The 23,585-nt window shown below is 70.0% G+C and carries 17 protein-coding genes and 3 pseudogenes; 8 read left to right on the top strand and 12 right to left on the bottom strand.

Annotation, left to right across the window (positions count from 1 at the left end; all coding sequences use genetic code 11):
• Nucleotides 1-499: 499 nt before the first annotated feature.
• From ADL08_RS17560 to ADL08_RS17575, 4 genes are all read right to left on the bottom strand, one after another.
• Nucleotides 500-1,174, bottom strand: a complete 675-nt coding sequence (locus tag ADL08_RS17560; protein WP_234352173.1) for an SMI1/KNR4 family protein — start codon at nucleotides 1,172-1,174, stop codon at nucleotides 500-502.
• Entirely contained in the window at nucleotides 1,171-5,895 is a 4,725-nt protein-coding gene (locus ADL08_RS17565; RefSeq protein WP_053643976.1) for an RHS repeat-associated core domain-containing protein, read from the bottom strand. The genes ADL08_RS17560 and ADL08_RS17565 overlap by 4 nt, the downstream gene beginning before the upstream one ends.
• A 521-nt stretch (nucleotides 5,896-6,416) precedes the next feature.
• On the bottom strand, nucleotides 6,417-7,583 hold the full coding sequence (locus ADL08_RS17570; RefSeq protein ID WP_078968170.1) for an adenylate/guanylate cyclase domain-containing protein: 1,167 nt from the start codon (nucleotides 7,581-7,583) through the stop codon (nucleotides 6,417-6,419).
• Nucleotides 7,580-8,029, bottom strand: a complete 450-nt coding sequence (locus ADL08_RS17575) for a universal stress protein (RefSeq protein ID WP_053643979.1) — start codon at nucleotides 8,027-8,029, stop codon at nucleotides 7,580-7,582. Before ADL08_RS17575 ends, ADL08_RS17570 begins: the two co-directional genes overlap by 4 nt.
• Nucleotides 8,030-8,186: 157 nt before the next feature.
• On the opposite strand from ADL08_RS17575, the gene ADL08_RS17580 reads away from it, so the two are divergent.
• Nucleotides 8,187-8,735, top strand: coding sequence for a phosphatase PAP2 family protein (locus ADL08_RS17580; RefSeq protein ID WP_053643981.1), 549 nt, complete (start codon nucleotides 8,187-8,189; stop codon nucleotides 8,733-8,735).
• Between the two features lie 152 nt (nucleotides 8,736-8,887).
• On the opposite strand, the gene ADL08_RS17585 is transcribed toward ADL08_RS17580, so the two are convergent.
• On the bottom strand, nucleotides 8,888-9,613 hold the full coding sequence (locus ADL08_RS17585) for a dienelactone hydrolase family protein (RefSeq protein WP_053643983.1): 726 nt from the start codon (nucleotides 9,611-9,613) through the stop codon (nucleotides 8,888-8,890).
• A gap of 902 nt (nucleotides 9,614-10,515) precedes the next feature.
• Between ADL08_RS17585 and ADL08_RS17590 the strand changes: the two genes are divergently transcribed.
• The 4 genes from ADL08_RS17590 to ADL08_RS17605 all read left to right on the top strand — a co-directional run bounded on the left by ADL08_RS17590 (nucleotide 10,516) and on the right by ADL08_RS17605 (nucleotide 14,627).
• Complete coding sequence (locus tag ADL08_RS17590) at nucleotides 10,516-10,941, top strand: hypothetical protein (RefSeq protein ID WP_053643984.1); 426 nt, start codon at nucleotides 10,516-10,518, stop codon at nucleotides 10,939-10,941.
• Between the two features lie 238 nt (nucleotides 10,942-11,179).
• On the top strand, nucleotides 11,180-11,488 hold the full coding sequence (locus tag ADL08_RS17595) for a hypothetical protein (RefSeq protein WP_234352174.1): 309 nt from the start codon (nucleotides 11,180-11,182) through the stop codon (nucleotides 11,486-11,488).
• Between the two features lie 299 nt (nucleotides 11,489-11,787).
• Nucleotides 11,788-12,615 carry a thioredoxin domain-containing protein gene (locus ADL08_RS17600; protein ID WP_053643986.1) on the top strand — a complete coding sequence of 276 codons (828 nt, stop codon included), beginning with the start codon at nucleotides 11,788-11,790 and terminating at the stop codon, nucleotides 12,613-12,615.
• Nucleotides 12,616-14,063: 1,448 nt separating this feature from the next.
• The gene (locus ADL08_RS17605) at nucleotides 14,064-14,627 is read left to right on the top strand and encodes a hypothetical protein (protein WP_053643988.1); all 564 of its coding nucleotides are present in this window, start codon (nucleotides 14,064-14,066) and stop codon (nucleotides 14,625-14,627) included.
• A gap of 253 nt (nucleotides 14,628-14,880) precedes the next feature.
• Here the strand turns inward: ADL08_RS17605 and ADL08_RS39210 are convergent.
• The 3 genes and pseudogenes from ADL08_RS39210 to ADL08_RS17615 form a co-directional block, all read right to left on the bottom strand.
• Nucleotides 14,881-15,093 (bottom strand): annotated as a pseudogene (locus ADL08_RS39210) (transposase); the annotation flags it as partial.
• Nucleotides 15,094-15,192: 99 nt separating this feature from the next.
• Entirely contained in the window at nucleotides 15,193-15,612 is a 420-nt protein-coding gene (locus ADL08_RS17610) for a DUF5958 family protein (protein WP_053643991.1), read from the bottom strand.
• A gap of 278 nt (nucleotides 15,613-15,890) precedes the next feature.
• Nucleotides 15,891-16,592 carry a TetR/AcrR family transcriptional regulator gene (locus ADL08_RS17615; protein WP_053643994.1) on the bottom strand — a complete coding sequence of 234 codons (702 nt, stop codon included), beginning with the start codon at nucleotides 16,590-16,592 and terminating at the stop codon, nucleotides 15,891-15,893.
• Nucleotides 16,593-16,710: 118 nt separating this feature from the next.
• On the opposite strand from ADL08_RS17615, the gene ADL08_RS17620 reads away from it, so the two are divergent.
• Nucleotides 16,711-17,922 carry a saccharopine dehydrogenase family protein gene (locus ADL08_RS17620; RefSeq protein WP_053643996.1) on the top strand — a complete coding sequence of 404 codons (1,212 nt, stop codon included), beginning with the start codon at nucleotides 16,711-16,713 and terminating at the stop codon, nucleotides 17,920-17,922.
• 330 nt (nucleotides 17,923-18,252) lie between these two features.
• On the opposite strand, the gene ADL08_RS17625 is transcribed toward ADL08_RS17620, so the two are convergent.
• The 3 genes from ADL08_RS17625 to ADL08_RS39215 form a co-directional block, all read right to left on the bottom strand.
• Nucleotides 18,253-18,522 carry a GlsB/YeaQ/YmgE family stress response membrane protein gene (locus tag ADL08_RS17625; RefSeq protein WP_053643998.1) on the bottom strand — a complete coding sequence of 90 codons (270 nt, stop codon included), beginning with the start codon at nucleotides 18,520-18,522 and terminating at the stop codon, nucleotides 18,253-18,255.
• Between the two features lie 779 nt (nucleotides 18,523-19,301).
• Nucleotides 19,302-19,487, bottom strand: a complete 186-nt coding sequence (locus ADL08_RS17640; RefSeq protein ID WP_159043062.1) for a hypothetical protein — start codon at nucleotides 19,485-19,487, stop codon at nucleotides 19,302-19,304.
• Between the two features lie 342 nt (nucleotides 19,488-19,829).
• The gene (locus ADL08_RS39215) at nucleotides 19,830-20,210 is read right to left on the bottom strand and encodes a zinc finger domain-containing protein (RefSeq protein ID WP_420709603.1); all 381 of its coding nucleotides are present in this window, start codon (nucleotides 20,208-20,210) and stop codon (nucleotides 19,830-19,832) included.
• A 188-nt stretch (nucleotides 20,211-20,398) separates the two neighbouring features.
• Here ADL08_RS39215 and ADL08_RS38245 point away from each other — a divergent pair, with 188 nt between their 5' ends.
• Both ADL08_RS38245 and ADL08_RS17655 read left to right on the top strand, forming a co-directional pair.
• Complete coding sequence (locus ADL08_RS38245) at nucleotides 20,399-21,433, top strand: transposase family protein (RefSeq protein WP_234352175.1); 1,035 nt, start codon at nucleotides 20,399-20,401, stop codon at nucleotides 21,431-21,433.
• Nucleotides 21,434-22,000: 567 nt separating this feature from the next.
• Nucleotides 22,001-22,328 (top strand): annotated as a pseudogene (locus ADL08_RS17655) (hypothetical protein).
• On the opposite strand, the pseudogene ADL08_RS17660 reads toward ADL08_RS17655, so the two are convergent.
• A pseudogene (locus ADL08_RS17660) lies at nucleotides 22,321-23,149 on the bottom strand (IS110 family transposase). The pseudogenes ADL08_RS17655 and ADL08_RS17660 sit on opposite strands and share 8 nt — an antisense overlap.
• Nucleotides 23,150-23,585: the final 436 nt, after the last annotated feature.

A 23,585-nucleotide genomic window follows, 5' to 3' on the forward strand; every position in this document is an offset into this window, starting at 1 on the left:
GATGCCGAAACCCATCGACAAGTGCTCTCGCTCGGAACCTGCGCAGCCGACGGTCCGCTCCGGCACGCCCGTACGGATCCGCCGCAGGACCCTTGCCGGACACCCCGTCAGGAACTCGATGCCCTCGCCGAAGAACCCGAAGACCCCGAAGGCCCCGAAGAATCCGGCGATCCCGGCCGCGTGGTCGAGACCGCAGACCTGCCCGCCGCCGTCTGCGGCGGTCCTGGACCGGGTACCGCGCGGAAAGACGGCCCGGTCGGCGACCCGACGGTGACGTGCGGCCACCGGGTCAGGCGCGCCTGTGCGGGCCGTGCGGGTGGCGCTTCGAGCCGGGACGGAAGCGGCGGACGGAGGAAAGGCCGACAGGCCCCCGTTGAGGACCCGGACATGTGATCCGCCCCCAGAGCCGAACCCGACCCGGCAGCGAGGACGACGGCCACGACCCGTCCGACTGATTCCACGCACCGAGCAGCCGGCACGTCCCTCCCCGTTGCCGGGCCTACTGGTCCTGCTGCCAGGCCTGGATGATCCTGGCGGGGATGCGCCCGTGGTCGGGGACGTCGTACCCGTTGGCGCGGGCCCACTCCCTGACGGCTTGGCCACTGATGCTCGCCGGGGCGGAAGGCCGGTCGGGCTGGTGGTTCGAGCCCGTCGGGCGTGACGGGGTGAAGAACACACCGCCGTCGAGGAGCCGGTCGGGGAAGACGGGGACGCGGGTCCGGCCGCTCAGCGCCGAGACGAGGAACTCGGTGAGGTCGCCGTCGTAGGTGTACCAGTCGTGGCCGTCGGGTTCGTTGACCGTAAGGCGCCAGGCGTCGGGGTCGGCCGCGGGATCGGTGACCCAGAAGAGATGGTTGCCGTTGTCGGTCACCCCGATGGCGAACAGGTTCTCCGGGGGGTGGGGCATGGAGTACGTGCCGCTGTCGCGGTCCTTCAGCAACTGCCGGCGGAGCCGGGCGGGCATCGGTCCGGTCAGGTCGACCCATTCGGTGGGGCCGTGGGGGTGGTAGACGCGGACGAAGTCGCAGAACGCGCCCGGGCCGTAAGCGCCGGCCAGCCGTTTGTAGTCGTCGGGCAGCGTCATGCCCAGCGTGTCCTCGACCGCGCGCCAGTCGATCGGGGCGGGGCCGGGCGGCGGCGGGGCGAGGCGGGTGAGGTCCTCGATACTGGTCACAGAATTCCTTGGCGGCGTCGCTGTTGCTGCTGCTGCTCGTGAGCGGGGTTCTCCAGCATGGTATCGACCAGCACTTTGCCGTTCTTGTCGAACGCTTCGAGCTGGATGTACTTGGGCACGGAGTCCTTCCTGTCGTCCGTGTACTCGAGGTAGACGTTGTAGGTGACGCGCCCGCCGGTGGGGGAGTCGACCTCGTTGTATATGGCCTGCTCCAGATCCCGCATGTCCGGACTGTTGGTCGGGTTCTGGGTGATGGTGAAGAGGTTGTCCAGCGTGTCGCCGGATCCTCCGAGCATGCGGGCGAGCAGGTGTCCACGGGCCTGGTTCTCGTCGCCGCCCATGAACCCGGGCGGCCTCAACGCCTGGGCGGCATGGGTGCCTTCGTCCAGCATGTCCCTGGTGATGGTCGCGTTCATCTCGTACGGGCGGCCGTGCTGGTCCCGGGTGAAGGTGACCCGCCCGCCCCAGGTCGGGTCGGCGTCACACCCGGCCAGGCCCAGAGGGTCCGCCAGGGTGAAGGGGTTGGGCACGTAGGCGTAGTGGTTGACGGCGGGTGCGAGCCCGAGGGGGTCCGGCGTGATGTAGCGGCCCAGCGCGGGGTCGTAGTAGCGGTTGACGTTGTAGTGGAGACCGGTCTCGGCGTCGAAGTACTGGCCGGGATAGCGCAGCGGGGTGAAGGCCGTGCTGTCTCTGCTCCACCGGGCCGCGCCCCAGGCGGTGCTGCGGGAGCGCCAGGCGAGGGAGCCGTCGTCGCCGACGAGCTCGCTCGGGGTTCCGGACAGATCGCTGACGATGGCGAAGAAACGCCGGTCGATCTCCTGCTGAGCCCCGTCGAGCTTGACCTCGCGCTGGGCCAGGGGCCGCAGTCCGGTGTAGTCCCAGACCAGGATCGCGCCGTAGGCGTGCATGTACTGCTCGGCGAGCTGCGACCCGTCCCAGGAGTACGAGACGGTCTCCAGCAGGGTCCCGTCGCCGTCCTCGTGCCGCTTGGCGACGCGACGGCCGAGAGCGTCGTAGTGGTAGTGCCACCGGCCGCCGTCGGGAACCTCGACGCGGATGAGCCGGTCCTCGGCGTCCCAGGTGAATTGCCAGCCGAGCGACTTGCCGCTGAGGGTGGTGGTCGTGCGCCGCACCATGCGGCCCTGGGCGTCGTAGCGGTAGCGGGTGCGACCGGCCTGGGTGACGCGTGTGCCGTCGTAGTGCCGGGCTCCTGCGCTGTCCTGCCCGGGCGCCCGGGAGGGGAGCACGACATGGGTCTGATCGCCTGCGGCGTTGTAGGCGTACTGCTCTGTCCACCCTTCGGCACGGACGGCGGCGATCCGGCCGGCCGGGTCGAGGGTGAACGCACGACGGCCGTCCAGGCTGTCATGAATGCTGACGGGAGAACCGTCGGCCCGGTAGGCGAAGGCCCGGTGCACCAGAGTGGTCTCCCGGAAGGCCAGGGACTGCTCCGTGACACGTCCGACGGGATCGAACTCCTGGCGGAGGGTGAGGAGGTCGTCGAGCGCGCGTGACGTCTCGCGGCCCAGGGCGTCGCGCTCGAAGCGGAAGGTGTGCTCCCCTGCCGTGTAGGCGGTCAGACCGTGTGCCTCGTACGCGAGGTCGCTGGTCGCCCCCGACGGGGTGCGCCGGTGGACGCGCCGGCCCAGGGCGTCATAGGCGAAGGTCATGGCCCGGCCGTTGACGCTCTCCGTCAGGACCCTCCCGACCCTGTCGCGCTCCAGGTCGATCCGCGCGTGTGCGTTGGCGATCCGCGAGACGTGACCGGACTCGTCGTGGGTGAAGACGGACACGGCACCGTCGTCATGACACAGGCGGACCACCCGGCCCAGGACGTCACGCTCGAACACGAGACTTTGACCAGCGGCGTTCGTACGACGCGCAAGGCGGCCGACCGCATCGTGCTCGTAGGTCAGCAGACGGCCGTCGAAGTCGGTCTCGGAAACGAGCCGGCCGGCCGCGTCGTAGGTGTAGCGCCACTCCAGCCCCTGCGCGTTGACCACCTTGGTGAGGCGCAGCTCGGTGTCGTGGACGAAGCGGTAGCCGCTTCCGTCGCCGGTGGTGCTGGTCGAGGGCCGGTCGAAGTGGGTGGCGGTGTGGGAGCTGGCGCGGCCCATGCGGTCCGTACGGCTGACGAGGTTGCCCTCGCCGTCCCAGTCCCATTCCTCACGGGAGCCGTCGGGCAGTTCTCGCCAGGCCGGTTTTCCCTCGACGGTCCAGCCCTGGCGCAGAGTGCCGCCGATGGCATCGGTGACGGCCACGACCCGGCCGAAGGCGTCGCGGGCGCACAGCACGCTCGCCCCGTCCGGCGCGGTGACGCGCAGGGGAAGACCCGCGGCATCGGTCTGGATCCGCGTGAGCCCCCCGACGGCGTCACGTACCGCGGTCACGTGTCCGCGACCGTCGAACTCGTACTCCGTGCGCGCGCCGACGGGATCGACGACCGCGGTGCAGTTGCCGCGGTCGTCGTACTCGAACAGACGCCGGACACCACCGCGCTCGGTGACTTCGACCGGCAGGCGCATCGTGTTGAACACCGCGCTGGTGCGCGCACCGTCGGGGGCGGTGAGCCCGACGAGGTTGCCGTGCCCGTCACGCTCGAAGCGAGTGGTGTGGCCCAGGGCGTCGATCTGGGCCAGCAGCCGGTCCTGCTCGTCGAACTCGAAGCGCGCGGTGTTTCCCAGCGGGTCGGTTTCAGCGACCAGCCGGAGACACCGGTCGAGCTCGAAGACGGTCGTGGCACCGGTGGAATCGGTGTAGCGGGTGATCCGCCCGCCTGTCCCGGAAAGCTCTTCGTAGGCGAACGCGGAGGACAGGAAGCCCTCGGGACCGATCGTCCGCACGACCCGCCCCACCGTGTCGTAGACGTACTGGAACGTGGAGTCGTTGCGATCGGTCCAGGACGTGACCCGCCCTTCGGCGTCGTAGGCGAACCGCAGGGGGAGGCCGGAAGAGTTGGTGACGTCGGTGAGATCGCCCAGGTCGTCGTATCCGTACCGCATGACGGTGAGGGGACCCCCGGGCGTCCGCAGGGACAGCTCGGAGACGCGATCGTCCACGATCCGCAGATCCGCCCGGTAACCGCCGTCGTGCACGACCTGGACCGGAGCCCCGTCGCTTCGGCGTACGAACGTGATTCCCGTGTGGTTGCGGTCCTCGATCTCGCTCAGCCAGTAGGCGGAGGACTGGTTGTAGGGGCTGCCGGTGAAGTGTCGCGTCAACCCCGACGACGGATCGAAGACGCGATAGGTGAGGGAACCGTTGTCCCGCCCACCGTGGGTCAGACGCAGCGGAGGCCCTTCGAGGGGCAGAACGCCGTCGATGTCGTCCGGAGCGGGCAGCCGCGGGTAGACGAGGAGGGACCCGTCCTCGCGCGCCCAGATCGCCCCCTGGGAGGTGGCGTCCAGCTCTATGCGTTCGTCCAGGGTGGAAGCCCAGCTGCGCCCGAACCAGCGGCCCCAGCGGTACTCGGACAGGTGGGTGCGAAGCAGGACGAAGGGAAGGACGGCGGCAAGGGACAGGTCTGTCTGGGGCAGCGTCATCTCGCCGGTGGCGACATCGATCGGATCGTTCTTGCAGGTCTTCTTCCTCAGCGGGATGCCGTTGCGTCGCGCGTCGTCCTTGGCCGTATCCAGAGTCTCCGGCTTCGTCCGCCTGCCGCCCGGCCCTCCCCGACCGCGCCCGGGCTCGGAACCACCCTTCCTGCCGGCCAGATCGCTTCCGTCCCCGCCGCCCTTGGCGTGGATGCCTCTGACCCGATCACGGACATCGCCGTCGGTGTCCTTGTGGACCTTGGAGCTTTTGGTGATGGCGGCAGGAACCTTCTTGCCGATGTGGTCGCCCAGGTCGTCGAGCGCCTTGGTGAGTTTCTCCGTGACCCCCTCGATGGTGGTGTCGAGTACGGCGGTGAGGGAGTCCTTGCCCTTCGCGCGGCCGTGGTGGCTCTTGGCTTTGCCCAGTTTCGACCTGGTCTTGTCGCGCATGTCGATCTGCACGCCGGCCAGGTGCATTCCCGCCTTGCCGTGCGCGTCGTGGTCGATCTCCGGACCGCCGCGCGGACCCGGAACCGACGCCCCACCGACGGAGTTGAGCCGCAGGCCGTCCTTGCCGGCCTGCACCGTCTGGTCGGTGTCGTAGCCGTCCTGGACCCCCGCCGCGTTCAACGCCGTCTGTATGGCCAGGTCGGCCACGATGTTCTCGATCGCGGCGACTGCGGGCTCGGTGAGCGTCGCCACGATCTCCGCGACGGCTGCTTCCGCCATCTCCTTCAGGATCCTCTTGAACGCGATGCGCGTTGCCACGATCTTCGCACCGGCAAGCAGTGTCGACAGGCCCGCCGTCAGCGGTGCGAAGGCGAGGGTGATGCCCACCGTCGCGCACAGATCCGCCAGCTCGCCCACAGCCATGATCTTTCGGGCGACGATGATGTCCGCCACGCGGTCGAGCGCACCGGCGACGATGCGGGCGGCCTTCGCCAGGTCCTTGTGCTTGCCCTGCACTTTCGACCAGTGTCGGTCCAGGGCGCCGAGCGACTCGCTCTGCCCGGTGGAGAGCAGCTTCTGCACGTGGGCGTAGGCGACACCTGCGTCGTCGTCCGCGTCGTCGGCGAACTCGCGCAGGGAGTCGGCCATGTCGCGGTAGGCGTCCTCGTCGACGTTCGGCCATCCCACGCCGACGACGTCGAGCATCGTGTCGACGCCTTCAGGAATCGTGTACCCCACGACGCAGCAACCCCCGGTCCGCAAAAGCTCGGCTCACACATGCAAAGAAGATCAAACACCATGTCACGAGACGCCTGCCAGTGCCCAGACGGTTCCTGGTCGTTCTCGTCCACGGCGCGGTCGTCAACGCGCTGAAGGACACCTCGCTCCAGGTCGACCAGCTCGCCGCCCGGGGTGTTCCCCGGCCTCCCCGGCCTCCCCGGCCTCCGCGGCCTCCGCGGCCTCCGCCCAAGGGCCGGAAGGACGAACTGCGCGAACGCTGGAAGGCCGCCCACCAGGACCCCGCGCCCCGGACCCGCCCCGACCGGGATCTCCTGGAAGCCGCGGGCCAGGACGGCCGGGGACCGCACGACCCGACTCGGCCAGGAGCCCGCGCACCTCTCCGGTGGCCCGGGCGACGGTGGAGCGGCCGGCACCGGACAGCGGGGCTGGAACATCCCGCCCGACCGTGATCGTCACGAACCGGACCGCCCCGCTCCGCCCCGAGCGATCGCCCTTCGTCGCGGTCACGCACCGACTCGTCAACGGTGAGGACGCTTCGTTGCCGACGGCTCGCCGGGACGGGCCGGCCGTAGCAGGACGGGGCGCAGGCGGCTGTAGCCCCGTACCGATACGGGGCGCAGCGTTTTCAGGTCGTACGCCGTCGTGCCCGCCAGTTCGCCGGCGAACGCCGTGTCGACCAGCACGGTGTCGGGACGTGCCACGGCGGTGAGCCGCGCCGCGATGTTGACCGCTGCTCCGTACACGTCGCCGTAGCGGTTGAGGACCGCTCCGTGGGCGAGCCCTGTCCGTAGTCGCGGCAGCCTCTGGTCGTGCGCGGCCCGGGCGGTCAGCTCCAACGCGATGCCGGCGGCCGCGGACGCCGACTCGCACACGAAGAGCACCTCGTCGCCGATGGTTTTCACCACCCGGCCCCGTCCCTCGGCGACCACGTCACCGATCAGGCTCTCGAACCGGTCGAGGACCCGGGAAAGTTCGCCGCTGTCCAGCCCTCGGGTCATCCGGGTGTAGGCGACCATGTCGGTGAAGCCCACCGCCAGATGGCGGATGTCGGTGCCGCCGCGTGGCGGCTCCGGCTCTTCGGCCACGGCGGCCCCGGCCCGGACGTGCTTGTCCTGTGCCCTTTCCGCCGCGTCCGCGCCGGTCTCCCGCCCAGGCCGATGAAGCGGGTCCTCTTCGCTCGCGGCAAGCATCCGTCCGGCATGGGCCGCGAGATGCCGACGCCACACGTGCCTCTGCAGCAGCTCCATCTCCGGCAACAGCCGAGCGGCGTGCTCTGTCAGCGCCGCCCGGTCTTGGCCGTCGCCTTCGCCGAGGTCGCGGCTGAGCCAGGTCCACAGAGTCTGCATCTGCCATTCGGCGAGCCTGGAGAGATGGTGGCCCAGGGCGCGGGCCATCACCGTCTCGCTCTCCTCGGTGACGAGTCCGGCCTCGATGAGCCGTTCACCCGACCGCAGCGCCTCGACATCGGCGTCGGTGAACACCCTCGCGTGGTCGTCGACCACCGGAAACCCGAGCGCCCGCCAGATCTGAGCCGAGCGCTCCGGTCCCACCCCGGACCGCTCGGCGATGTCCCGCCTGGTCCAAAGACGGCCGCCGTCGAGCAGCATCTCCTCGATGGCCCGGTGGAGTTCGTCACCCCTCGTCAGATCGGCCGCCGCCTTGCGTCCGGGCTCCGCCACGCTCATGTGGTGTGCACGATCAGCACGTCGAGACCGGCTTTCCTCGCGATGTCGGCAGGCACCGAGCCGAGGATCCGCCCGGCGAGCGAGCGTAATCCCCGGTTCCCGACGACGATCAGATCCGCCGCGTACTCCTGCGCGATCCGCTCCAAGGCCGCGACGGGTCTGTCCTCCACCGCGACCGATCGAACGTCCTCCACGCCCTCGTTCCGGGCTTTGTCCCTGGCGACGCGCAGGGTGTCCTCGGCCGGGGCCGAACCCACCACCTGGTACGCCTCGGCTCCCAACCTGTCCTTCGCCACGTCCAGGTCGGTCCCACGCATCGGAGAGTACGCGCAGGCGATCACGAGCCTGGCCTGGCAGGCGACAGCGAGGCGTGCCGCACTCGCGACCGCCGCGAAGGACGACTCCGAACCGTCCGTGCCGACCAGCACGGTCTGATAGGTGGCCAAGGCCAATCTCCTTACCCAGTAGTAAACTTACTTTTAAGTAAGGTAGAGCGGGGCCGACACGGCGGGCAAGATGTCGTGAAGCGGCAACCCGCTTCCTCATGGGGGTGTGGATCACGAGCCCGGTGTGGCATGGCCATGAGCGGGGAAACCGCGAAGCATGGAAATCCTGGCCGCGCTGCGCGACGTCGACCACCAGCTGTCCCGGCGCATGGCCGCCTGGGATTCCGCCTGGGCCCGCCGACTGCTGCCGCCGGTGGAGGAAGCGGCCGAGCACACGAAGTTGTGGTGGGCGGCGACTGCGGCGATGGCGGCCGGTGGAGGTCGGCGCGGCCGCAGGGCGGCGGCGGCCGGGGTCACGGCCATGGCGATGGCGGAGCTGCTGTCCAACGGGGTGGTCAAGAAGCTCGTCGAGCGACGACGACCGCCCAAGGAGTGGATTCCCCACAGCGATGTCGAGGACCGGCCCGACAGCTTCTCCTTCCCCTCCGGCCACACCGCCGCCGCCGTGGCCTTCACCGCGGCTGTCGCGCCCACCTGGCCCTGGGCCGGGGCCGCGTGCGCCGTTCCCACGGTGCTGGTGGCGATCGAACGGGTCCACAGCGGCGCGCACTATCCCTCCGACGTCGCCGCCGGCGCCGCCATCGGCCTCTCCGTGGCCGCCCTGGCCCGCTCGGCGCCCCGCCTCGTCGTCCGCCACCTGGGATGAGCCGAGTCGCCGACGGGCGCCGGCACGTCGCTAACCTGCCGGCGCCCGCCTCGCGGCGGGTCGCTTGGGCCGACGTGCAGAGGAACCAGGGCTCGTCCGTGGTCGTGCCGTCCGGCCTGGTCTGCGGCCCGGAATCGCGGTTGCCGACCAGATCACTCCGTTATGGGCAGGCACTCGGCGAGCAGGTCGACGACGTCACGCCAAGCTCGCCGCGCGTGCTGCGGGTGGTGGCCGACGCCGGGGAGCACAGTGTGGTCGACCGGTGGGTGATGGAAGGCGTGCAGGGCGCCGCCGTAGACCGTGAGGCGCCAGTCGACGCCCGCGGCCTGCATCTCGGCGGTGAACGCGTCCCGTTGCGCGGGCGGCATGATCGGGTCTTCCGATCCGACCCCGGCCCACACCGGGCAGCGAATGCGCGCCGCCTCGCCCGGTCGGCCCGTGGTCAGCCCGTTGACCGTCCCGATCGCGCGCAGGTCGGCGCCGTCACGCCCGAGTTCCAGCGCGATCGCGCCCCCGGTGCCGTAGCCGACGGCGGCGATCCGGTCCGGGTCGGTCCGCGGCTCGGCGCGCAGCACGTCGAGCGCCGCACGGCCGATGCCCCGCATCCGGTCGGGGTCGGCGAGCAACGGCAGGCAACGGGCCAGCATCTCCTCGGGGTCGCTCAAATAGCGCCCGCCGTGGAGGTCGAAGGCCAGTGCCACGTATCCCAGCTCGGCGAGCGCATCGGCCCGGCGGCGCTCGACGTCGCCGAGCCCCACCCCCTCGGGCCCGACCAGGACCGCGGGCCGGCGGTCGACACCGGCCGGGAGCGCGAGGTGCCCGATCATCGTCAGGCCGTCGGCCGCGTATTCGACCGTCCGCGTCGTAACCGTCGTCATGAGTCTGGACTGTAGTGATCGTCGAGCCCGGTCGGGCCGGTGTTCTGCCGCTGGCAGAAGGCGGGTCTCCGGCGTGTTCCGGAACCACCCCGTCAGCGGTTCGGCCGAGCCGTCAAGCCCCCGGTCCACGGCACGTACGGCAGCGAGGTCCTCGTCACGCTCGGCGAGTTCGGAGCGAGCGCGCCGATCCGGCGGGTGAGTGTTTCGACGTCGGCGGGGGCGCCGAGTCCGGAGGCTTCCCGGACGGTCTGTCCGGACGCTTCGGGCCGGCGTCGTTCGAGCCGGTTGATGTGTGCGGAGAGACGGCCGTTACGGGCCGTGAGGCTCGCGACGTCGGCCAGCAGCGACCGGCGGCTGACCTGGGGCCCACCGCCGGCGTCGGGCGGCGGTGCGGCTGCGCGGGCCAGGACGGCCGCGCACAGGTCGCTGTGACGAAACTCGGTTTCGGGCGTTGCGGCAGGCCCGTAGCCGGGCCAGAACCCCCTCGTCCGCGGCACGGCCGACCGGCTCGTCGGGTACGGCGGCCTGGTGCCGTGCCTCGGCGAAGTGGCGCGGGCCGCTGCCCTCGCCACGGGCCTCCGGCGGCAGGTCGCGGTCATCGGCGATCTCGTAGAGCCGGGACGGCACGAACATCGGCACCGTGCCCAACGTCCTGTCGTGCGAGAGGAATTCGCGTACTCCGGCAAGCACGGTGTTGATCCGGCGCGGCCCGCGAAAGCGGCGTTTGTCTATCGGTTCGAGCGGCAGTTGGTGATCGGCGGGTCTCGGAAGGTTCACGAGAGATAGCGTCAGCGCACGGACCGGTATGGCCTGGACCGCTGGCTCGGGTGCCAGGGGACACGTCGGCGCCCCGGAAAGACGTTCGCCGCCTGCCGTCTAACCTCTCCTCGTGAGGGGGGATTATGGAAAAGTCGATTCTGGTTGAGTCCATCAGGTACTCCGCTGTGTGCCAGGGGTGCGGTGCCGAGGCGGAGTGCTGCGGTGTTCAGGCGCTGGTGGGCGAGACACTGCGGTGGGACGTCGAGTCGACGTGTCCGGCCTGCGGGTTCGCCCTGGCTGTGTGTGGCGGTGAGCTGCCGGAGGAACTGCGTGGCCGACTGCTTTCCCAGTACGGTCGGGCAAGGTTGCGGGTGACCCCGCCGACGAGGAATGCCGCCGTCATGCGGGTGCTGCGGGCGGAACTCGGCATCGGTCTGAACGGCGTCCGGGCCGTGCTGGAGCAGGTCTTGACCGGGCAGTACTCGGGGACCCTGCCCGAGATGGGGCTCCTGGCGCGCAAGCTGCGGGCATCAGGCATCGAAGCGACCGTTTCACGGACCGTGGATTGAGTGAGCCTGCCGGACGGAACAGCCGGGTTTGGAGGGCCGTCGAGGTAGACAACGGCAGGGATCAGCCGGCCTTGGCTGTCTCCTCAGCGCGGGCTCGGGTGCCGGCGAGGCGGCAGGAGTCGCTGCCGGTCTCAATGATGGTGCCGTTGAAAGTGAGGCGGTCGACGAAACGCGAAGGGGTGGTGACACGGCGGTCTGGGAGTGGTTCCCGGAGCACGCCGCCTTCTCCGGTCGGCAGGTGGGAACGCCGATCATCCTCGGACTGAATGTCGTCGAGCACGCCGATGAAGGGGACCGGCTGGAGTTCCTGCTCCAAGTGGTGTGGACAGATCTGGGCCGGCTCGCGGTCGACGCGGCGGTGAACGTGGCCTGCTGGTGCCGGACCGATCACGCCACCCATGACGTCGACGCCCTCACGCTCGTGGTGAGCGAGGATTTCTCGTTGCCCGAGGCCTTCTCGGCCGCGGTCGCGCATCTGACCGGTCGGCTGGCCGAACCGCGCGACGCCGACCACTGGCGCGCCAAGGCAGGACTGCCTCCCCGGTGAACTCGTCGGTCTACTGGTGCCGAGCAAAGGACTTCAGGATCACGTAAACGCGAACCAGAAGGTGAGGCCCGGCGGGCAGTCCCCGCGCGGAACGTCCGAGGCGGCCTTGTCCTACGGCCGGAAGGGCCGGACCCGACCACGCCGCCGTGGCGTCTCCGGCGGCTACAAGGCGGCGGCGAACACGACGCGTGCGACCGGCTGCCCGGCCCGGTGCGGTACCGCCACCCGAAAACACCAGGCGACTTGTCATACCGGACGCGTAGAGTCCACCTGTTCACAGGGGAGGGATCCACAGCCAGATGAAGATCAGCACCATCGGCCGGGCCGCTGTCGCGGCAGGTCTCGTAGGGGCCGTCGCGGGATGCGCGCCGGGCGGAACCCGGGCGGGAGAGACGAGCCCGGACGCGCAGCAGGCAGGGGAGGCCCGCCCGGCGGCCCGGCCTGAGGCCGTACGTTACGCCTCCGCCGCACAGCTTCCCGAGCAGACCGCTCTCGACGGCACGACGATCGTGGTCGGCAACCCCGCGGCTCGCTCCACGGTCCACCTGTACGAGGACCCGCGCTGCCCCGTGGTGGAGGAGTACGAGCGGACCGGCGCCAAGTCGCTGGAGAAACTGCTGCTGGCCGGCGAGATCAAGGCCCAGTACACCTTCGCGTCCTTCAAGGACGACCGGCTCGAGGGCGACGGCTCCAAGCGAGCCGTCAACGCGCTGCGCGCAGCGCTGGAGAAGGACAAGTTCGTCGAGTACCACCGGGTGCTCTTCGACCACCAGACCGACGTCGAAAGCAGCGGCGGGTTCACCACCCAGCGCCTTCTGCAACTGGCCGACAAGGTCCCGGGCCTTCGCGACGAGACCTTCGACCAGGCGGTCAGGACGATGAGGTACCGCCCGTTCGTCACCGCCTCCGAAAAGGCCTACGAGCACACCGGTGACGACCCGCGCGGCCCCGGCACTCCCACCGTTGTCGTCAACGGCCACATGATCGACGGCGCCCTGTACCCGGCCAACTTCGACCCGCGCCTGTTCACCCTCCTGGTGACAGACCTCCACCAGCGCCCCCACTCCTGGGACAAGGAGTACAAGCCGCTCAAAGACAAGCTGGATGCCCAAGCCGCCGATTCCTGAACCGGACCGGGCACCGGCGGCGCCGTACCGGCGGACACCAGCACGACCGGCCGGCGGGGCTGACAGCAGACCGCGCACCGATATGTGCACGCCTCCGGCTCATCGCTTGCCCCGGCCGGTGAGCCGGCTCCGGCCGCAGGAGGACCGTCGTCGCCGGGCCACGCCGATCCGCGCGTCTTCGCCTCGGGAGTTCTCGAGGCGGTCGACCGCCCGTCCGGCCTCGTCGCGGCGTCCGTGGGCCTCGCTGTCGAAACCGGTGGGCAGGCCACAGGCCCGTCACTGCCGCAGGGAGCACGGAGTTCGACAGCAAGCGGGGTCATGAGCGGCTGTGGCCGACCGGGAAGCGATGACACGGGGGAGCGGGGAGGTTCACAGTCGAGCCGCTGCGGATGGTCCACTTCGTGGAGCATGTACGCCGCCGCCCCGAGACGTACTTCCTGGTCGGGCAAGGCAGCACCCCCGAGCTGCCCACCGAGACGCTCCGGGCGTTGGCCCGGGAGGCGCTGCACCATCGCGATGGCAGGCATGCCCAGATCAGCGCCGAGATCGGATCCGATCCCGGCTTCAGGAGGGAGAGCGATCGGCCTCCGGCGTCGGTGGAAGGCAGTGACTTCCTCCGGCGTTCCACGATTTCTTGTCCGACACGTTCGACATGTTCGACATGCGGTACCGGGCTCCCTCCGCGGCTGCCGCGCTCGGCGTCCATACGGTCATCGAGGTGCGGCTGGACGGCTACGGCTACCGCCAGGAGCCGGCCGGGATGGATCCGACCGGCGCCCGGGAGGAGTTCTCGGCACCCCAGCCGTACGAAAGCCGGATCAGCTTCCCTCTCGATCCTTGGACCTGCCGTTGCGTACGTAGGCGCCGTACTCGTCTTGGGCGATGTTCTCGTCCACCCGACGACCACGCTCGGCCCCTGCCACCGCTCGGCGATGCCCAGCGCGGCTGACGGACCTTCGGCCGCACCCACGAGCCGTCCGTACCCACGAGCCGTCCCTATCCACAAGCCGTTGTCCGTACCCACGAGCCGGCCGAACTCACCGGCCTCATCGTCCGGGGCGAACGGCGGTGACCCGCCCAGGTCCGAGAACTCTTCACTGCCGGCGTCCCGGACCATACGGAGGTAGACCTCGAACAGGTCCTTCGCCGCACGCACCTCCACGTAGCGCACGCCGGGACGCTGCGCCGAGCCGCACGGGCCGAGGAACCGCTCGACCGGACGGCCCCGCCGCACGGCTCCGGGAGCGAACGGCTCCGCCAAGGACCGCACCCGCGCACCCTGCGTACGGCTGCTCGCCACCCCGCCGCGCAGTCCGCTGCGGCATGTGACGGCCGCACTGCTTGCGAAGCGGTCTGCGGGGGAAGGAAACCCGTGGCCCGGGCAGCCCGCGGAGACCGCGTAGTGGACCCGGCCCGTGACCGCACCAACGACGAACGGACCCCCTCACGTGACGACCGCTCCCCTCGAATCCCCCACCGCGCGTGTGCCCGGGCGGGCTTGGACCGTCCGGATCACCGGTCACAGCGACCGCACCGCGAGCGTCACCTGCACCTCGCCCTGCAAGATGCCCGCCCGCTCCCGTGACCTGTCCGCCCTGCGGGCCTTCGCGGCCCAGCATGCCGCCGCCCACGCCAAGGTGGCCACCGTCCGACCCAACGCCGACTGCCACTGCCGCTCAGAGCACTGCGAGGCGCACCCGGGGCACAAGACGCCGTGCGCGGGGGAGGTGGTGATGATCCTGCGCCACGACCCCCTCGTCGGCCAGGTCTGGATCGTCGAGGAAGTGTGCGGGATGTGCGCACCGCACATCCCGCACACCCGGGTCCTGGCCCGCGCCGCGGCCCCCACCGGACCCACTGCCGCCAAGCCGGCCACCCAGGCCCGGGCCGGCGTGCTTCCACGCCCGGGTGTGCCGAACCTGTTCTCCTCCGCCGGTGCCGTCGCCGACGCGGGCGCCGACACGATCCGCCGCCCGCGCAAGCCGCACCATCGCCCCCGCCGCCAGGGCTGACGCGTACTGCCGCAGCGAGGAGGGCGGGCTGGAGGTCTGTTCGGCGGGCGCGGTCGGCCAGGACCACATCCGCCGTTGTCCACGGTCCACCGACCGGCCTGAGCAGCCGGATCCGGGCCATGAGCGACTCGAAGGCGGGTGTGTCGCCTGCCTGGCCCGCAGTGAGGACGAAGGCGAAGGGCCGGCGGTGACTGCCGGCGGCGAGGCGGACTGCGCTGTCCGCCTTGGCCGGCAGGGTGGTGAACACTTTCTGCGAGATGCCGTCGGCGGCCCAGGTCCGCAGCCGGTCGTGGACGCCCTTCCACGAGCCGAAGCGCTTGGGCAGGTCCACCCGCGCCGCTCCGGTGCGGTACTTGAACCCGATCGCATCAAGCACCTGTCGGCGATTCCGCCACCGCCCACCCCACCCCACCTCGGCGACCGGCCCGGTGACCGGCCCGTTGGCAACGGCCCGATCCTGGCCCACCAGGCGTCAGCCGATGACACACGTCAACAAACGATCAGATGATCCAGCGGCGACGACCGGGAGAACCCGATACGAGTCGGCGCGCGCCGCCACGGCACTTCAGCGGGGAGGCACGTTGTGCCATGAGTGTCCGCAAGTGCCTCTGCAGTACGTCCGCCTGCGGCGGGTGTCGGCGACGGAGAACACCGAGACGAGGACACGAAACGCTTTGACGTGCTCGTCGGCCGGGAGGGCTGCGAACCCGTAGCGAGGCGGGTCCATGCACATCATCACCGAAGGGTTGGCCGTAGGTTTCACGCCGGACCGGGCGACTCCTTCGCGCCCGTCTGCCGCCGTGATGTGGGCCTGCATCGCGTAGCGGGCGACTTCCCGCAGGACAACCTGCCGTCCTGCCGGGGAAAGGACGGAGAACCAGGACGTTCCCTCGTCCAACGTGCGGAGCTCCTGGGCGATCTCGTTGACGACCCGCTCGGCTTCACGCCGAAGCGCCCACTCGTCCTCACCGCCGGTCTCCGACATCTGCCGATGATTCCACAGCGCCTCGGTCGAGGACGAGCCCGAGACGGGCGGCGCGGCTCTTCCGCCGGCTCACGGCATGATCCACAGAAGACGCCCTGGCCGGCCCGGATGCCGGCGGGAGACACCGGTGAACGGACGATGCGCGAGAACATCCCGCCTGACCGTGATCGTCACGAACCGGATCCCCCACCCCCGAGCGATCACCCTTGCCGCACTCACGCACCAGCCCGTCAGAACATCCCTGATCAGTGAGGGTCGCCCCGCGAGCGACAGCCGATTCAGCCCGCCCGGAGCATCGCCGCCGCGCTGTCGAGCAGCATCTCCAGCGCGGTCGGGTAGGCGCTGTGGTTCATGCGGGCCACCAGCAGGGGCGCGGTGGCCGCGATGTGCGGGTGGGTGTCGGGGGAGAGGCGGGCGTAGGTGGCCCGCCAGACCTCCTCGTCGGCGGTGCGGGCCGTGGCGGGCAGGGCGAGGCTGGCGGCGTCGAGAGCGGCGAAGGCAAGGGTCTGGTCGATGAACGCCTGGTAGATGCGGACGACGTCCGGATCGGGCAGGCCGGTGGCGCGCAGAATGCCGAGGACGACCTCGTCGGTGGCGATCTCGTTCGCTCGGCCGCTGACCCGGTTGGCGGTGAGGACGGCCGCTTCCGGGTGGTCGAGGTAGGCCGTGTGGATGCGAAGGCCGATGTCACGCAGGTCGGAACGCCAGTCGCCGGTGGCCCGCCAGTCCCGCATCGCGCGTCCGATCAGTTCGTCGGCGATGGCCAGCGTCAGGTCGTCGGTGCCGCGGAAGTAGCGGTACAGGGTGCTGGGATCCGCGCCGAGCGCCAAGCCCAGCCGTCGCACGGTCATCCCCTCCCTGCCGTGCTCGCGCAGCATGCGCAGAGCGGTCTCCACGATTAGCTTCTGAGTGAGGACGACACCCTGCTTCGTGGGTTTCCTGCGGCGCCGGTCCGTCTCCGACACCACTTCCTTCGCCATGCGTACCTCCTTCTCCACCTGCCACGACCTTATGCCAACACCGTTGACGGTTTCCGGCCGTCCCCCGTTTCATGACGCATCCAAGGCTTCGGCCTCCCCGTCGAAAGGCACCCTTGTCATGCGAGTACTCCTTGTGGGCGCGGGCGGCGTGGGCACCGCGATCACCAAGATCGCCGCCCGCCGCTCCTTCTTCGACCACATGGTCGTCGCCGACTACGACGTCTCCCGCGCCGAAGCGGCCGTGGCCGCGCTGGGTGCGGACGGAACCCGGTTCAGCGCCGCGCGCGTCGACGCGTCCGACCAGGAGGCGGTCACCGGCCTGCTCCGACGGGAGCGGTGCGACGTGCTGCTCAACGCCACCGACCCGCGGTTCGTGATGCCGCTGTTCGAGGCCGCGCTGGCGGCCGACGCGCACTACCTGGACATGGCGATGTCGCTGTCGTCCCCGCACCCGGAGCGCCCGTACGAGGAGTGCGGGACCAAGCTCGGCGACGGCCAGTTCGAACGGGCCGCCGCGTGGGAGGAGGCCGGGAAGCTGGCGCTCGTCGGGATCGGCGTGGAGCCCGGCCTCTCCGACGTCTTCGCCCGCTACGCCGCGGACGAGCTGTTCGACGAGATCGAGGAGATCGGCGTACGGGACGGCGCGAACCTGACGGTCGACGGCTACGACTTCGCACCGTCGTTCTCCATCTGGACGACGATCGAGGAGTGCCTGAACCCGCCGGTGATCTGGGAGAAGGACCGCGGCTGGTTCACCACCGCCCCCTTCAGCGAGCCGGAGGTCTTCGACTTCCCCGAGGGCATCGGCCCCGTCGAGTGCGTCAACGTCGAGCACGAGGAGGTCCTGCTGATCCCGCGCTGGGTGGACGCCCGGCGCGTCACCTTCAAGTACGGCCTCGGCGACGAGTTCATCGACACCCTCAAGACGCTGCACAAGCTGGGCCTGGACCGCACCGAGAAGGTGACCCTGCCCGGCGGCGCCGAGGTCTCGCCGCGTGACGTCGTCGCGGCCTGCCTGCCCGACCCGGCGACGCTCGGCGAGCGCATGCACGGCAAGACGTGCGCCGGCACCTGGGTGAAGGGCACGAAGGACGGCCGGAAGCGCGAGGTGTACCTCTACCACGTCGTCGACAACCAGTGGTCGATGAAGGAGTACGGCTCCCAGGCGGTGGTCTGGCAGACCGCGATCAACCCGGTCATCGCGCTGGAGCTCGTCTCGAACGGCACCTGGACCGGCACCGGCATCCTCGGCCCCGAGGCCTTCACCCCCCGGCCGTTCCTCGACCTGCTGACCGCGTACGGATCCCCCTGGGGCATGCGCGAGCAGTGAGCCGGGCACCGGGCCCCGAACCGGTGCCCGGCCGACACCCGCGACGCCGTGAAGACCCGCCCCCCACCCGGCGTACCGGCCCGGTCCTTCGCCCCACCGGGCAGACAGCGGCACCGCCTGCCCGGTGGCCCGTCCCGCAGCGAGCCCCGCTTCGACGCGGGCACGACGGAACGGGAAAGGCGGACCGAGGTGGCGGGGAGCAGGCCGCGGTAGCGGTCCACTCCGCCTCCGTACGGTTGGAGGCTGGCGACTCGGATACGGCGAACGGCTCCGCCCCTGGAAGAAAAGGGGGGAGCCGTTTCACGGGTGGTGCGATTTTGCAGAGGACACTCAGGCGTGTCGTCGGTTTCCGGTGATGAGGCGGTAGACGGCCAGGAGGATGACGGAGCCGATGATGGCCGCGATCCAGGTGGAGAGCTCGAAGAAGCCGTCGATGGAGTCGACGCCGAATATGACCTTGCCCAGGAAGCCGCCCAGCAGACCGCCCGCAACGCCGATCAGGATGGTGATGATGACGCCGCCCGGGTCCTTGCCCGGCATGATGGCCTTGGCGATGAAACCGGCGATGAGGCCGATGAGAATCCACGCGATGATGCCCATGATGCGTCTCCTACCTGCTGATATAAAGTCTGCGTCAACACGCGTATGCGCGCTCTGGCGGCTTTCAAACCCCCCATGCACCCCACACGACTGATCGTTTCGGAATGAGATGAGCGTAGGCCGAGACGTCACGCGTCGTCGGAGCGACGGCTGAGGACCTCGCTCCATACGTCGTCGCCGTCGGCCCAGGTCCAGAGCCGACGTCGCAGCGATGACGACGAATGTCGCAGTCCGTCATGCGGGTCTTCGCCCCATGTGGGCTCCCCACCGTCGGCGTCGTAAAGGAGCACCGGGTTGTCGACCGCGGTCAACGAGAGGTGCCACTCCATCGTGCAGCCGTCGTACGCGAGGTGGAGCCACGACGCCGGCACGCCCTGAGCCGGACCGTTCCCTTGCTGCCGTACGACACGATGTCGTCTCGGTCCTGCTCCAACCGCTCGCTGCCGTAACGCTCGGTTATCCACGCAACAGGGACGTCCGCTGCGTCGAAGCGCCGGCCCGGGTCCCACGCGCGAGCCCGCAGCCTCTCGATCAGCATGTGGTCGTCCCTCTCCCCGGCCTTGGGCTCGCGGCGACGTGCCGCGGGCGAGTTCGAGCAGACCTTGATGGAGGCGGGCGCGCTGTTCGTATCGGATGCGCCCACCATCCGGATAGGCACGTCGCACCAGGCCACGCCCCTGCGCATGACATGGAGGATGGCGCCCAGCGCGACCCGGTCACCGCAACGGACAACTACCTTCCAGCTGCCCTGAAGCCGGACGAGGGTCGGGGCGTGCGGTTCAACGCCCCTGGACGGGGCCGGCCTCGTCGCAGCCGCCGTCCGCTCGATCGACTTCCGGCACGACGGCGCCCGAGCCCTGGTCGCCGACGGCCTCTGGCTCGACCTGCACGGGGCCCTGTGCGATCCGGCCGACGATCTCGGGATGCGCTGCGTCACCGGTCTGGACGCCAAGGTCTACGGGCACGTCCTGACCACCCCCGGCGCTCTGGTGACGCTCGACCACGGTGGCAGGCAGTCGCTGAACGCGACCGGGCCTACGGCCAGGGTCACGACGCCCCCGGACCGGTTCCGAGGCCTGTTCGGACCAGACCTGCGCCGAACTCGCCGACGGCCTGCTGGACGCTCTCTCCGCCAGGAGCGGAGCTACTGCCGAAGCGGCGCACGTCTGGCCGGGCTCCGTCCAGATCGTGCCTTCTACGACTGTTCCCCGCACCCGCGGGATGGAGCCAGGAAAGGCGGGTTCACCGACCGGTCCCGCCCTGCCCGCCCAACCGGCACGTGACGCCGACGCCGCCCGCCCATGTGTTCAGCAGGCCTCCGCGGCCATAGGGGAAAACGGCCTGGTCTGCGCCACCCGAATTCGATGTGCCAGTCGGCGGGCGGTGTGCACACTGCGACGCGTCAGGCAGAGTTCGCCCGCCGGGACGTGGCAGGTCGGACAGGGTTCGGCGAAAGCGCCGTGCCGGAAGCGGCGGTGCGTCTCATAGGTGGCGTCCAGCATCGCATCGAGCGCCGAAGACGGAAGAGCGACGGAAGCACGGGTGGCTGTGTGCACCGGCCGGTGGGGGAGGGGCAGGACCGTGGTGGGGCTCATGGCGGGCATCTCCTCGTGCGGCGTGGGTGCGAGGCCGTGGGCTCTCGCACTCCATGGGGTGAAAGAGCGGCGGTTTTTCCTGCCTACCCGCATTACCGCAGCTCAGACGTGACTAACGAGTTGGTGCGTGATTGTGGCGAGGGATGATCGCTTGGAGGCGGGGTGGTCCGGTTCGTGACGCCCACGGTCAGGCGGGACGTTCTCACGCATCACCTGTTCACCGGTGGCTCCCGTCAGCAGCTGGGCTTCTGGTCCAGGAGTCGGCCGCCCCGTGGCGGGCCGTGGCCGAGGAGCGCCGTCACGAAGCACGTGGCGGGGCCGGAGAACGTGAGGCAGAGGCAGGCGCCCGGCATCAGCTGGTGTTCTTCGGCCGACTGGTCGTCACGCTGATCCACCCGTGGCACGACCCCCCGCACGAGGCCCTCGCCCCGCTGTTCGGTGTCGACCGCTCCACCGTCCCACGCGCCACCGCAGCGATACGCGGGCTCCTGGACTACGGATGTCTCGACCTCGGACGCGACCATCCCGGCCAAGCGATCGCACCACCCGGAAAGCCGGGCAAGATCGCCTTCCCACACGTGCACGCCGCGCACAGCGCCGAACGCCGCAGGGTCCGGTACCGCGTCGAGCACGCCTTCGCCCACATGAAGCACTGCCGAGTTCCTCCACGACTGCCGCCGGCTCGGCGAGGGTTACGGCTGCTGGTAGAACTGGGCCGTGCCTGCTTCGGAGTCGGCACGGACGACTCTCTTGTCCGGCGGCCCTCCGCCCCGGCCTTCACCCTGGAGCCCTCTTTGCCTCTGCGGACAAATAGTGCCACGCGCTCGATATCCGTGCTCCTGTCGACCGCGCTTGCGGCCGCGACGCTCACGGGCTGCGTGCTGCTGGAACTCGCCAGGGACTGCGAGGGGACTGACGACCGGGTGGAGGAGATGGCGGCGCTCGACATCCTCGACTCCCGGCCCGACGGGGCCACCATCGCCCGGGGGTTCGAGGAGGTGGACGCCGGCTGCTGGGCGGACAGCGGCGATGTCGTGGTGTACGCCGACCGGACGTACGCCTTTCCCGGCACACGGGCCGAAGTGATCGCGTACTACCAGACGGCGGTGGTACGGGACGGATGGATTCCGGACCCCGAAGCCCTGCCCGGCAAACTGTGCTTCACCAAAGAGAGCATGGCCCTGTGGATCACCTTCCTCACCGCCGAACGCCTCAAGGAGGACGGTCACGGAAGCCGCCCCGACCTCACCACCGGGGCCGGCTACTCGGTCAGTGTCGATTCGTACGTGAACAGTGGCACCGAGGCGAGTTGCTAGGTTCTGTCGCCTGTGCAATCCCGGCTGAGGGATCGTGACCGGATGACGCGACGTCATGAACTGGCCGACACCGAGCGGTATTTCGTACGGCCATTGCCGCCCCGGACGCCGATGGGGAGGCCTCGGTCGGACGACCGGACGATGCTCAACGGGAACGTGTGGAAGTTCCGGGCCGGGGGCCCGGCGAGATGTGCCGAGCGGTACGGATGCCGGGCCGGCCCGCACCACCGCCGGTGCCGAGCACGTCGACCCATCGCCCTCCAGGCGACCCGCGCCGACATCGACCGACCGCTCTCCGGAACGGTCCTCGCCGACCGGATCCGCCTCGTCGAGCGGTGGCACGACGGCGCGCATCCGGTGGGAGCCGATCGCCGAGATGGCGCTGAGGGAGCGGGAGCGTCAGCCTGCTCCCCGCACTGCGTCCGATCCACGGCGACGCCCCCCACATCGTGATCGGCACCGACCTTCGCGTTTTCGTCGGGAAGATCTCGATCGGGGGGTGCCCCTATCTCTTTGGTCGAGGGAAACGGGGCTGCGTCGGATCGAACTGCCAGGCAGCAGGGCGGTGTGGCTGATCTTCTGTGGGACGACGTGAGGTGTGTTCTCCGACCCGGACCTGATGGGGTCGCTGCCGGACCTGCGGGTCTGGCCGACTTTGGACGTGCCGGCGATCTTCCGTTTCCTTGACGACGAGGTCATTGACTTCGACGTCGGCCTGCGGGAGTTGCAGGGCCAGGAACGACTCGATGTGTTCTGCGGTTTCCTCCGGGGGATCGGGCGACGCTTGGGCAAGCCGGTCCTGATGCATCCGGAGGGCGACTACGGCCATCCGGTACTCGGCTTCGATGTCGAGGCCGATCGGGTCGTCCTTCTGGCTGAGCCGCTGGTCATGTGACCGCGGCCGCGGGCCGGGACTCGTAGAAGGTGCCGTCACGGAGCATCGCGAAGAGGACACCGGCCTGCCGTCTGGCGAGGCAGAGCAGAGCCTGCGTGTGGTGTTTGCCCTGGCTGATCTTCTTGTCGCAGCAGGCCCGGGATGCCGGATCGCCCAGGGCGGCGAACGCGGAGAGGAAGAAGACCCGTTTGAGCTGCTTGTTTCCCCTCCGTGAGGGCTGTTCGCCGCGGATCGATGAGCCTGAGTCGCGGATCGCTGGGGCGAGACCCGCGTAAGCGGCGAGGTGGGCGGCGGAGGGGAAGTTGCTGCCGTCGCCGACGTCGATGAGGATCCTGGCTCCGGTCCTGACGCCGACTCCCGGCATCGAGATCAGGACCTTCGAAAGAGGGTGGGACTCCAGCAGTTCCTCGATCCGCCCGGCCAGCAGTTTCCGCTGGTCGAGGGAGGCGGTGAGGGAGCCGGCGCATCGCGCGGGCGGCATCCGCGATGATGAACGTGTCTTTCGCGTCGGTCTTGGCCTCGCTGGGATGGAGGTCGGCGATCCGCCGCATCATTGATCCGGGCAGGTGGGCGACCGGGCAGCCCATGTCCCTCGCCACCGCCAGCGGCAGGGCTCCGATCGAGGCCGGCTGGTCGACGACCACCAGCACGGTGCCGTGCTTGGCCTGCAACTTCGCGAACGACTCGCGGAGTTCGTGATCGGTGTTGGGTAGCCGTTTGTCGAATGCCTTCTTCCCGGCCGGGGTCACAGCGGTGGCGTGGTGTTCGCCTTTGCCGACGTCCAGGCCGAGGTGGACGTCGATGTCGCCGGTGTCGGTCACGTGCGTCCTCCGGTCGTACTTCCTCCCGGCCTCACCCACGGCACCGATCGCCACATCCACATTGCGAAGAGCCTCCCAACCTGCGGAAAGTCGGTGTTCAAGCCCCTAATCAGCGGTCAGTCAGTGCCTCCGGACCCGGTGACACCACCCCCCCCGGATCATGGTTGACAAGGGGGGAGGTCATGCCGGGCCCGGAGGCCGGGAGCCCCATTGCGGAGCCAATGAAGACGGTAATGCGGGGGCGGCGAGAGCGGCCAGGACTACGCGGAGCTCGTCCTGCCGGACGCCGACCCGCGGCAGCGGCGCGACCTTGAGCGCGCCCGGCGCTACCGCTTCGAGCCGTACCTCGACAGCCAGAAGTTCTAATCCTCGCCGCTCGGCGCGACGACGACGACTCTCCTGCCGTGACCGGCTCCCCGGCCGGTGCCGGGGCCAC

Origin of the sequence: Streptomyces sp. NRRL F-6492 (genome assembly GCF_001280125.1) — a bacterium.
GTDB lineage: Bacteria > Actinomycetota > Actinomycetes > Streptomycetales > Streptomycetaceae > Streptomyces.

Bases quoted from the DNA above. Each gene is read 5' to 3' on its own strand.
- ADL08_RS17620 (WP_053643996.1), top strand. From the start codon at position 16,711: ATGCGAGTACTCCTTGTGGGCGCGGGCGGCGTGGGCACCGCGATCACC.
- ADL08_RS17600 (WP_053643986.1), top strand. From the start codon at position 11,788: ATGAAGATCAGCACCATCGGCCGGGCCGCTGTCGCGGCAGGTCTCGTA.
- ADL08_RS17615 (WP_053643994.1), bottom strand. From the start codon at position 16,592: ATGGCGAAGGAAGTGGTGTCGGAGACGGACCGGCGCCGCAGGAAACCC.
- ADL08_RS17570 (WP_078968170.1), bottom strand. From the start codon at position 7,583: ATGAGCGTGGCGGAGCCCGGACGCAAGGCGGCGGCCGATCTGACGAGG.
- ADL08_RS39215 (WP_420709603.1), bottom strand. From the start codon at position 20,210: ATGCGGGTAGGCAGGAAAAACCGCCGCTCTTTCACCCCATGGAGTGCG.
- ADL08_RS17585 (WP_053643983.1), bottom strand. From the start codon at position 9,613: ATGACGACGGTTACGACGCGGACGGTCGAATACGCGGCCGACGGCCTG.
- ADL08_RS17625 (WP_053643998.1), bottom strand. From the start codon at position 18,522: ATGGGCATCATCGCGTGGATTCTCATCGGCCTCATCGCCGGTTTCATC.
- ADL08_RS17610 (WP_053643991.1), bottom strand. From the start codon at position 15,612: ATGTCGGAGACCGGCGGTGAGGACGAGTGGGCGCTTCGGCGTGAAGCC.
- ADL08_RS17590 (WP_053643984.1), top strand. From the start codon at position 10,516: ATGGAAAAGTCGATTCTGGTTGAGTCCATCAGGTACTCCGCTGTGTGC.
- ADL08_RS17580 (WP_053643981.1), top strand. From the start codon at position 8,187: ATGGAAATCCTGGCCGCGCTGCGCGACGTCGACCACCAGCTGTCCCGG.